At 42.4% G+C, this 11,218-nt stretch carries 7 protein-coding genes and 1 pseudogene; 4 read left to right on the plus strand and 4 right to left on the minus strand.

Features of this window, described 5'->3' with window-relative positions; translation table 11 throughout:
- Positions 1–1,718, minus strand: a 1,718-nt coding sequence (locus B2575_RS03150) for an AMP-binding protein (protein ID WP_414707412.1), incomplete at its 3' end; no start/stop codon positions are given.
- 653 nt (positions 1,719–2,371) lie between these two features.
- Positions 2,372–4,099 carry an AMP-binding protein gene (locus B2575_RS03155; RefSeq protein ID WP_201582061.1) on the minus strand — a complete coding sequence of 576 codons (1,728 nt, stop codon included), beginning with the start codon at positions 4,097–4,099 and terminating at the stop codon, positions 2,372–2,374.
- 571 nt (positions 4,100–4,670) lie between these two features.
- On the opposite strand from B2575_RS03155, the pseudogene parC reads away from it, so the two are divergent.
- A pseudogene (gene parC / locus B2575_RS03160) lies at positions 4,671–6,973 on the plus strand (DNA topoisomerase IV subunit A).
- 263 nt (positions 6,974–7,236) lie between these two features.
- The gene (locus B2575_RS03165) at positions 7,237–7,596 is read left to right on the plus strand and encodes a hypothetical protein (RefSeq protein WP_296240095.1); all 360 of its coding nucleotides are present in this window, start codon (positions 7,237–7,239) and stop codon (positions 7,594–7,596) included.
- A gap of 217 nt (positions 7,597–7,813) precedes the next feature.
- Here B2575_RS03165 and B2575_RS03170 read toward each other — a convergent pair whose 3' ends face one another.
- Both B2575_RS03170 and B2575_RS03175 read right to left on the minus strand, forming a co-directional pair.
- Positions 7,814–8,293 carry a BLUF domain-containing protein gene (locus B2575_RS03170; protein WP_296240096.1) on the minus strand — a complete coding sequence of 160 codons (480 nt, stop codon included), beginning with the start codon at positions 8,291–8,293 and terminating at the stop codon, positions 7,814–7,816.
- Positions 8,294–8,670: 377 nt separating this feature from the next.
- The gene (locus B2575_RS03175; RefSeq protein ID WP_296240097.1) at positions 8,671–9,186 is read right to left on the minus strand and encodes a hypothetical protein; all 516 of its coding nucleotides are present in this window, start codon (positions 9,184–9,186) and stop codon (positions 8,671–8,673) included.
- Positions 9,187–9,486: 300 nt separating this feature from the next.
- Between B2575_RS03175 and B2575_RS03180 the strand changes: the two genes are divergently transcribed.
- Both B2575_RS03180 and B2575_RS03185 read left to right on the plus strand, forming a co-directional pair.
- Positions 9,487–10,317 (plus strand): Cof-type HAD-IIB family hydrolase, encoded by an 831-nt coding sequence (locus tag B2575_RS03180; protein WP_296240098.1) that lies wholly within the window; start codon positions 9,487–9,489, stop codon positions 10,315–10,317.
- 164 nt (positions 10,318–10,481) lie between these two features.
- Positions 10,482–11,218: IS256 family transposase (locus tag B2575_RS03185; RefSeq protein ID WP_414707411.1), on the plus strand; the 737-nt coding region annotated here is incomplete at its 3' end.

Below are 11,218 nucleotides of genomic sequence, written 5' to 3' on the forward strand. Positions count from 1 at the left end.
CCTTCCATCTTACGCAATTCTTTACGCAGGATTTTACCCACGTTTGATTTTGGTAATTCATCGACGAACTGTATGTGACGCGGACGCTTGTAACCAGTCAGTTGCTTTTTGCCAAAATCAAGCAACTCTTGCTCAGTCACATCGCCTTTTTTGACCACAAACAACTTTGGTTCTTCACCGCGGTCATCGTTTGGAATACCGATAGCGCCGCATTCTACCACAGCTGGATGCTCGCTCATGGCTTCTTCAATTTCGTTCGGATAAACGTTAAAACCAGAGACCAAAATCATGTCTTTTTTGCGGTCAACGATTTTGATAAAGCCTTTTTCGTCCATGATACCGATATCGCCAGTTTTCAGAAAGCCATTGGCAGTAAACGTTTCAGCTGTTTCTTCTGGACGATTTTGATAACCTATCATTACCTGCGGACCTTTGACACAAATCTCGCCGCGATCACCCAATGCGACTTCATTTTCATCATCATCGATCAGTATTATATCGGTGCTAGAGGCAGGGATACCAATTTTACCCGTGAACTCAGCAATGGTCATCGGGTTAAAAGCAGCCACTGGTGAGGTTTCTGACAAACCATAACCTTCAACGATAGGCAGACCAGTGATTTTATGCCACTCTTTTGCCACACTTGGCAAGACAGACATACCGCCACCGATAGACGCTTTTAGGTTAGAGAAATCTAAGTCTGCAAAGCCGTCTTTGTGTACTAGACCGTTAAACAAAGTATTCACCGCTGGGATAAAGGCGGGTTTGTATTTGGCCATCTCTTTAATCAAACCATCCAAATCACGAGGGTTTGGGATAAGCAAGCCTGCATAACCTCGGTACATGCCATACATGCCGCAGACCATAAATGAGAATACATGATATAGCGGTAGTGCCGTCAGGATGACATCATTGGCATCAACATCATCATCAAATGCACTGTCCATCAATGCACTAATCTGTAGCATATTGGCAACTAAGTTACCGTGCGACAGCATTGCACCTTTGGCAACCCCTGTCGTACCGCCCGTATATTGCAATAATGCCACGTCGCTTAAATTCAAATCAGGGCGCTTATATTTGCTGGCTGATACTGCATTTAAAGCGTGCTTAAAACTCACGCTGTGTGGCAGGCTATAAGCCGGAATCATTTTTTTGACATGGCGCGCAACGAGGTTAACAACGGCTCCTTTCACTGTTCCTAGCATATCGCCAATCTTACAAACGATGACATGCTCAACCTGACCTTTGTCTTCTGCCTCTTGATAGGTGTTCGCAAAGTTCTCTACGATAAACAGGGCTTTGGTGCCACTATCATGCAGCTGATGCGATAACTCTCGGCTGGTATATAAAGGGTTGACGTTGACCAACACCATACCTGCACGGATGATCCCCAAAGCAACCACTGGATATTGCAGGAGGTTGGGCATCATCACCCCAACTTTATCACCTGTTACCAAGCCTAATGACTGTAAGTAACTGGCAATTTGGCGACTGTATAAATCCAATTCCTTAAAGCTAATCGATGCACCCATACAAATATAGGCCGTTTTTTTCCCATAACGGCTAAAGTTACGCTCAAACACATCAAGTAAAGAGGTATTGTCATCAGGCATATCGATAGTCGCATCAATGCCATAACGCTCATAAGTTTTCAACCATGGGCTGTCACTATCTATCGTCGGCATAGTAGGAAATACGCTGTCTTTATTATTCATTGCAGCGTTATCGTTTGTGGTCTCTTTATTGATACTGTCGGTCATAATTTTCCCTAAATGTTACCGTTAAAAACGTAGAATAATCTAATGAAAACACCATTATTTTTTGTGATTGATCAATGACAGCAGAAGCTTGTGAATAAAAAACGTGGTAACAAAAAATGTTTATCATTCACAAGCTTTGTCAATCAAAGCGCAACGTTAAGTCCTTAATAAATAGCACAATAACTCGTCATTTCCGAATTAAAAACCCCTTTATCCCTGATAGTTTTATCAGAGATATAGCGCAAAACTAACGTCATCTCGTCGATAAATAGACAAATATGTCGGTAAGCACTATAGCAGTTTTGCTAAAAATTCTCTATCTCTACCTGACTGGGTCATAGCGACAAAAAAAGCAATAAATACAAAAAATGATAAGGCAGCATACCAGCAACCTTACCATTTTTGGATCACGACACCCAGTATCACAACCACCACTATCACGACAACTTAGCATCCTGATAGTTTCTTACAGATTTAATTCGTAGCGTTAGTTGGTAGCTTTAGTTTTTATCATTAGTATCGTGGTGACTTATCATAATGACTTTACGAGTGCCTAACAAACAGTAGCAGACACTCATAAAAATACTCTGCCGCTGAAAGCTAGCTGATTAACCGTGGTTCTTTTCTTCCAGCACGCGCAAATCTTTGTGCAAAATCTTACCGACATTTGATTTTGGTAATTCATCGATGAACTCAACATAACGAGGACGCTTATAACCAGTTAAATTCTCTTTGCTATAAGCAAGCACTTCTTCTTTAGTCAAACTGTCATCACTACGCACGACATAAATCTTTGGCACTTCGCCGCTCTTTTCATCTTCGATACCAATGACACCGCACTCCAAAATCTTTGGATGACCTGACATCACATCTTCGACTTCGTTTGGATAGACGTTAAAGCCAGATACCAAAATCATATTCTTTTTACGATCAACGATTTTAAAGTAACCTTCTTCATCCATCACGCCGATATCACCCGTACGGAAATAACCGTCAGAGGTCATGACTTCAGCGGTAGCATCATCACGTTTCCAGTAGCCTTTCATAACCTGTGGACCACGAACACAAATCTCGCCGCGCTCACCCAATGCGACCTCATTGCCTTCTTCATCCAAGATAGCCATGTCTGTCGCTGGCATCGGCAGACCAATATTGCCTGAGAATTCGCCCGTACCTTCTGGGTTTGCTGACGCCACAGGAGACGTCTCTGACAGACCATAGCCTTGTACGATCACATTACCAGTAATTTTTTGCCATTTGTCAGCGGTGTCTTTTAATACTGCCATGCCGCCGCCCATCGACATCTCAAGCTTGCTATGATCTAAGGCTTTGAATGGATCACTATTTGCCAACGCATTAAACAGCGTATTGACCGCTGGGAAAAACGCTGGTGGATAATCTTTGTAAGCTTTGATTAAGCTTGCGCCATCACGTGGGTTTGGTACCAGTAGCCCGATACAGCCGCGATATAAGCCAAACATACCGCAAACGGTAAACGAGAAGATATGATATAGCGGCAAGGCGGTCATGATAACTGGCTGCTCATCCATACCTTCAAACTTATCAAAAGCATCGCCAAGATAGGTATCACATTGAATCAGGTTGGCGACTAAATTACCATGCGTGAGCATTGCACCTTTAGCAACACCTGTGGTACCGCCGGTATATTGCAAAACGGCAATATCATCAAGGCAGATGTTATCTGGACGTTTGTAATTTTTGGCTGAGAAGCGATTCAGTGCTGTTTTAAAGTTGGTGCTGGTTTTAAGGTTATAGTCAGGTACAAGCTTCTTCACGTGACGCACGACCATATTGACGATAAAGCCTTTTAATGGACTCATCAAATCACCCATCGACGTCACGACGACATGATCAACCAAGTCCTTACCAATGTCTTCATACGTTTTGGCAAAGTTCTCTAAAATAAATAATGCTTTGGTATCAGAGTCTGTTAGTTGATGCTCAAGCTCTTTTGAGGTATAAAGCGGGTTAACGTTAACCAAGGTCATGCCAGCACGCAGCACACCCAATACGGCAACCGGTAGCTGCAAAATATTTGGCATCATGACGCCGACTTTATCGCCTTTTTTTAACCCAAGTGATTGCAAGTAGGCAGCAATTTGTTTGCTATAACGATCTAAATCTTCGTAGGAGAGTTTTGCATCCATACAGACAAACGCTGTCTTGCCAGCGTGCTTCGTAAAATTCTGCTCAAATATATCGATTAAAGAAGTATTAGCGGCTGGCATATCAATATCGTATTGAATACCAAGCTTTTCGTAAGTTTTGACCCATACTTTATCGTTACGACGAATTAGGTTACTGTGATTTTCCATAATCTTTTCTCTCCTAGTAATAGTACGCTACCGTCAACCCATACGAATCACAGTGTGATAAAAATATAAAAACTCAGAGCGTAGGCTTGTCATCGTAATAGCAAGCTTGGCTGTGAGGCAATCATATGGTGATGAGCAAACAATATAGCGGTAAATAGCCCTCTGTTCATTAACATACACACTTTATACAGACTACTCAATATAAAAGATTGCTACTTGAGTTCGCAAACTGTCTTGACGGTCAATAATGTCATAGTTATCAAAACCTTAATAGCAGTAATCGATAATTTTTCAGCGATTTATTAGCAAACACTTATTCATTAATACTCTTTATAGTGTTTTATCGTTAACTATTTTTTACCTTTACTATCAAGGGCAGTAGCAAGCTCTGTTAAGGTCACAAAGTTACGCCGTGTACTCTCTTTATCATTATCCAGCACGTCACGACCTGTCGTCTATTCTGACTTATGCCTTTTTAATTTTGCCAATATCCTTTACGATAGCGCTATCCTATTTGTACGCTTGCACCAATTATTTATACCTATTAAAACTGATAAGTGAACCCTATTTTATGTCCGATGTTATTGATCATACGATTGCCCCCATCATTGCTACTGAACCGATGGACACGCGCTCAGTCGCTGAGTTCACAGAGCAAGCCTATCTCAACTATGCCATGTACGTCATCATGGATCGGGCGCTGCCAAATATCGCTGATGGTCTAAAACCAGTACAGCGACGCATCGTCTATGCGATGAGTGAGCTGGGGCTAAAATCAACTGCTAAGGCGAAAAAGTCTGCGCGTACCGTCGGTGACGTCTTGGGTAAATATCATCCACATGGTGATAGCGCCTGTTATGAGGCGATGGTTCTGATGGCACAGCCGTTTAGTTATCGCTATCCGCTGATCACTGGTCAAGGTAACTGGGGTAGTCCTGATGATCCAAAATCTTTTGCCGCCATGCGTTATACCGAAGCCAAAATGTCGGCTTATGCTAATACGTTGCTGGCAGAACTCGGTCAAGGCACGGTCGATTGGCAAGATAACTTCGATGGCACCATGCAAGAGCCAACCACCCTACCTGCCCGCCTGCCTAATATTTTATTAAACGGCACGACTGGTATTGCCGTCGGTATGGCGACCGATATCCCGCCGCATAACCTAAATGAAGTGGTACGCGCGGCTATTCGTTTGCTAAAAAATCCTGAGCTATCGGTTAAGCAATTAACNNGATACCAGCGCCTGATTTGCCAACTCCAGCTGAAATCATCACCAGCAAAAAAGATTTGCAAGCGATGTATGAGACTGGACGCGGTAGCTATAAAATGCGCGCAACGTTCCATATTGACCCTAAAGAAAAGAATCTCGTCATCATTGACGCGCTACCTTACCAAGTATCCGGTAATAAAATTCAAGAGCAAATCGCTAAGCTCATGACGGACAAAAAACTGCCTTGGATTACCGATATCCATGATGAGTCAGATCACGAAAACGCCTGCCGTATCGTACTTGAGCTAAAATCAACACGGGTCGATGTCGCTCGCGTCATGAGCCATCTGTTTGCCAGTACTGAGCTTGAAAGCAATTATCGCGTCAATATGAATATGATTGGCCTAAACGGTAAGCCGCAGGTTAAAAACCTAAAAGAAATCCTTGATGAATGGCTGATTTGTCGCCGTTCAGTGGTCACCCGCCGCTTGCAATATCGCCTCGATAAAATCGACAAGCGCTTACACATCCTCGCAGGTTTGCTGATTGCTTATCTTAATATTGATGAAGTCATTCGCATCATTCGCGAAGAGGACGATCCAAAATTATCGTTAATGCAAGATTATGACCTGACTGACATCCAAGCCAATGCTATTTTGGATATTCGTCTGCGTCAACTGGCAAAGTTAGAGGAAATTGAGCTGCGCCGCGAGCAAGATGAACTGGCTGCCGAACGCGCGATCATTCAAGAGTATCTGGACAATCCAGACAGCCTGACCAATCTGATGATTGATGAGCTGACAGCCGATATGAAAGAACACGGCAATGAGCGCGTATCACCACTAGCAGAGCGCGAAGAAGCGCAAGCATTAAAAGAATCTGACCTTGTACCGAGCGAACCGATCACTGCCATCCTATCAAAGGCAGGTTGGATTCGTGCTGCCAAAGGTCATGACGTCGATGCCGCTGGCATGAGTTATCGTTCAGGTGACAGCTATCAAGCGCACGTCCGTGGCAAATCCAATGAGAAAATATACGTGCTCGATAGCACAGGACGCAGCTATAGTATTGACGCGCATAGCCTTGCTTCGGCTCGTGGTCAAGGCGATCCTCTGACCAGTGTGTTAAAACCACCAGCAGGTGCTAGCTTTGAGCAGCTATTAACTGGTGCTGACAATCAGCGCATCATCCTCGCTAGCTCCGCAGGGTATGGTTTTATCAACACCATCGGTAATCTTGATAGTAATCAAAAAGCAGGTAAAAATATCATTAACCTAGCGGCTGATAGTCGCTTGCTCCCTGTCGCCCGTATCGATGCGCCAGTAGAAACGACTGCCAATGCTGACGGTGACAATACCAATGCAAAGGTAGCGCCTGACCATATCGCTGTCGTGACCAATGCGGGGTATTTACTGATATTTGCCCTTGATGATTTGCCTGAACAGGCACGCGGTAAAGGCAATAAACTTATCAAGTTAAAAGAGAATGAGGAAGTGCTCGCCATTACGCCTCTCAGTCAACAAGACAGCCTAATTATTACCGCTGGCAAACGCCATGTGACACTCAAGCCAAATGATTTGGCTAACTATACGGGTGTGCGCGGCAATCGTGGTGGTCAGTTGCCAAGAGGCTTTCAGAATGTGACGAGTGTTGAGGTTGGGTGATTGGTTTGGCTATTTGAGCTTGAGTAAGCTCGATTAATAGCCTAGTTGACGTATGGTGCGCCCCGTGCACCATTTTTAGAGATTATTATTATGTTAGTGTGTTGGGCGCACCATATAGCTAACCTATCCATGCTTATATTTTCTAAAATATATTATTGTAGATTAGTTAAATTTTGAAATAATCAGTATATTTAAAATCGAATTGGAATTAATTAAGTTCCAAGTAACTAAAATAAATTTATTTAACTTTTTGGGAGTATATTGTGAGTGAGCAACATGTTTATATTTATGTTAAAGAACAAGACCATGTAATAAGCGACGAACAAAAAGAAAAAGCGTTTTCGCTTTTTGACGGAAATATTATTGAGTGTGAACATGAACCCTATTTTGATGCAGTTGAAAATTTAGAACTAACCCATTCAGATATTATTATTACTAGCCCATTTATGATGACCGCTGGAGATTTTGTAGCAACTAATAGATTTTGGCAATTAGATGACAATGACAACGAAGAATTTGAAAGCGATATTAATGAAACCATATCTATTCGCCCAGAAATATTACAAGAATTAGAAAACATACTAGGTACTAAGATTGCTGTTGTTTGGGAGCATCGAGATTAGCAACCCTAAGCTGGGCTTTTACCATGTAGGGCTGATTAGATAATACCGACCAAGTTGTTCTTATCAGTTAAATGTTACGAGCATCAACCAAGACTTTACCTCATTACTAAGTTAGCACATCTTATCTATATATGAAACATAACCTACTCTCATCAAAAAGCCGCCTATACAAAATGTATAGACGGCTTTTTTACGCTAGTGATAATAGAGAACTTATCTAAAAATTGCTGGATTTGGTATCTTTAAAAACTGCTGTCAAAAAGCTTTTAATCTGAGCACTTGTCATTAGATAGGGATTATAGTCAGAACCTGCTGAGAAGCTTTTTAGAGCATGCTCTTCATCTTCAGCGCTTGATGTTAGATGTTTCACTAAAAACCCATTCCATTGACGCGATTCTATTTCCTCTATATTGACAATATTAGGAAAAATGGCTGAGTGCTCGTCAAGTATCTTTTCTAAGGCAATATTGATAGCGGGTCTTGTCCCTTGAAAACTTTGAACGAAATAACCTTCACTAATAACTAAAGCTGAAACGATATCGTTTTCTTCAAAATATCTGCGCCAATACTCAAGTGCACGAGTCAGCTCGATCCCCGAATCTAGGTCGACATTTTTGGCGATATATGTCATTTTGATAAGAATATGCTCGCCACTTCTTTTTTTGCTTTCTGGAGTATGGCTTGTCGCTATAGTCATGAGAAACCTTATTTATAAAAACCTGATCTAATTTAAGATAAAGTATAATCAATAAAAAATTTTTTCTTAGTGGTTTTTTGTCATCTAGCATCATTGTATTTCTAGAAATAACCATTGGAATTTTAATGAGTTAGAACGCCTATACTTCTCAGAGTACAATTGTACTATAAAACTTGGCACAATGACTGCGATATCATTATTCTAATAATTAACAAGCCTAATCTATATCTTCCTATAGCACGGCCTCAACCCTAACATACGACTGACCCACGCTTATTCATGTCTCAGTCGTTGCAAACATCACTTACTCTTACTCAAAAGCCGTCTATACACGCGGTATAGACGGCTTTTTTACGCTCATTAAAACGACCAAGGCATCAATACCGACCCATCTTAACCGTTGTCTCAGCAAGCACACTATCGCCTTGCCATGCCTGCACATCTACCGTATACAGATGGTTTTTGCCACCTGAACAAGGCGGTTTATACGCCCCTCCCGCTTCCCCTGCACGGCTACGATATTCCGCGATCATCTCAATCCCGACTGGCACTTCATAAGTGTGCCCAAACACACGTGGAATCTCAGCACTCGTAGCACCTTCTGGTAGGTTAAACTCTACAATACCATGTCCACCATGTTGCATACGTTTATTGCTCACATCGCTGTAAACGAAAACCAAGCTCTCCGCACCCATCGGAATATTTGAGACCGTCATGCTCGGCGTGGCTGGATTTTTGCCATCATAGTTTAGACACTGCTGCCCTTCAGGTATTTTTTTGCCATTCCAAGCAGCATCGTTAAACTTAACATCCATTGCAAAGGCATTGACAGATAGTGCCAATGTTGCTAAAGCCGTCAAAGTGGTGACTGATTTTAAGGTAAAAATTTTCATACTAACTCCTTTAGGTAGCGGATACACTGATAAAAATCGTTCATCATTTTGTTAACTGATATTGATCGTTAATCTCAACCTTATAATAAATAGCCACTATTAAGTTAATTATATCGTTTAGGGTTTTTGTTAACCTTTCGAATAAGCGCAAATCAATCGCAATGCCAGCAAAGCAAATACCGCAGCAGTAGCCACATTTGCATCATCGCAGGTTACTCTATAGGTATTTATCTCTTTGGGCGTGTTGTAGTAGTATCTAAATCATTGGTATTGAAACGACTAAAAAACAATAGGATCATCATGTTTATCGAAGACAAAATCGCCAAAGAAAGTATGACTATCAAGACTCCGACACCCAAGATCATCTTTTTTGACATCGATGATACCTTGAGCCGCAATGGCATCATTGCCGAACACAACAAAGCGACCCTTGAGCAGCTTGCAGGTACTGATATTAAGCTGGTGATTTCAACGGGACGCTCCAAAGCCATATTGCCAGCAGATATTTTAGCCTTGCTCGAAGCTGATGTCTTAGATGCGATTATTTGTATGAATGGACAGTATAGTTTTGATAAAAAGGGTCGGATTAGCCACTATCCGTTGTCCGCTGAACAAACGGATACCATCGTGCGTCTGTGCCAGCAGAGCGAGTTGATTCATAAGTTTGACTCTGCCACCCATCTCGCTTGGTCAGGTGAAAATGAGCGCTTGCGCGAGTTTAATGCCATCACGCCAAACTCTATCGTTGACCCTGAATATCATAAAGGGAATACCGTCTATCAATGCTCAGTATTTTTTAACAATCAACAAGAGAAAATGCAGGACGTCGATTTTGCCCAGTACGAGTTAAAGCTCGTCCATTGGCATCATATCGGCGCAGATATCTTACCGATAGAGGCATCCAAGGCGCGAGGCATTAAAGACGTCTGTCAATACTATGGGGTAGATGCCAGTGAGTGTATGGCGTTTGGTGATGGGATGAATGATTTAGAGATGTTTGACTTGGTCGGCTATGCGGTGGCGATGGGTGATGCAAAGCAAGAGTTGATTGCGCGCGCAGACTTTGTTACGGGTACGATTGAGGAGCGCGGTATTCAGTCGGTGCTTGAGCAGTTTCATATTGCGTCTTAGTAGAGTGCTAAACTCTTTTGCTTTTATAAGCTGGGCTTTTAACCCAGCATAGTAACTAAAATACTAAAACCTAGATATCTTTGTAGAACGCACCCTACTCGACTAAACGAGCCTTTCCTAAAAACTGTGTAACTGCTTATAATCCACTAACAGGAGAATAAGCAATGACTAACCAAACTGACATCAAGAAACTGGCTGAGCAAATGGCTGGTAGCATGAACAGCTTCGATGACATCAAAGATTTTCAAAAGCAGCTCATGCAATCCTTTATTGATACTGCCTTAGAAGCTGAGATGGAAGAGCATCTCGGCTACCCCAAGCATGAGAAAGCAGATAAACCAAACAAGCGCAACGGACACACTAAAAAGACCGTCCGCAGTGATACAGGCGATCTTGAAATCTCTACCCCAAGAGACCGTCATGGCGTTTTTGAACCTACACTCGTGCGCAAGCATCAAACCCGTATTAGTGGCCTTGATGACAAGATCATCTTCCTTTACGCCAAGGGTCAAACCACCACCGAGATTGTAGAGAGCATTAAAGAGCTCTATGATGTCGACATCTCAAGCTCTCTTGTCTCAAGAGTCACTGACAACATATTAGAGGACATCACCGCTTGGCAGAACCGGCCGTTAAGCAGTGTTTATCCTATCGTCTATTTGGACTGCATCGTCGTCAAAGTACGTCAAGACAAGCAGATCATCAACAAAGCCATTTACTTAGCCCTAGGCGTCAATCTTAGCGGTAAGAAAGAGCTGCTTGGTATGTGGCTCTCAGAGAATGAAGGCGCTAAGTTCTGGCTGGGTGTTCTTACTGAACTACAAAACCGTGGGGTACAAGATATCCTCATTGCCTGTGTCGATGGTTTAAAGGGTTTCCCTGATGCCATCAATACCGTTTA

The organism is Psychrobacter sp. UBA6739, from assembly GCF_002453835.1.
GTDB lineage: Bacteria > Pseudomonadota > Gammaproteobacteria > Pseudomonadales > Moraxellaceae > Psychrobacter > Psychrobacter immobilis_A.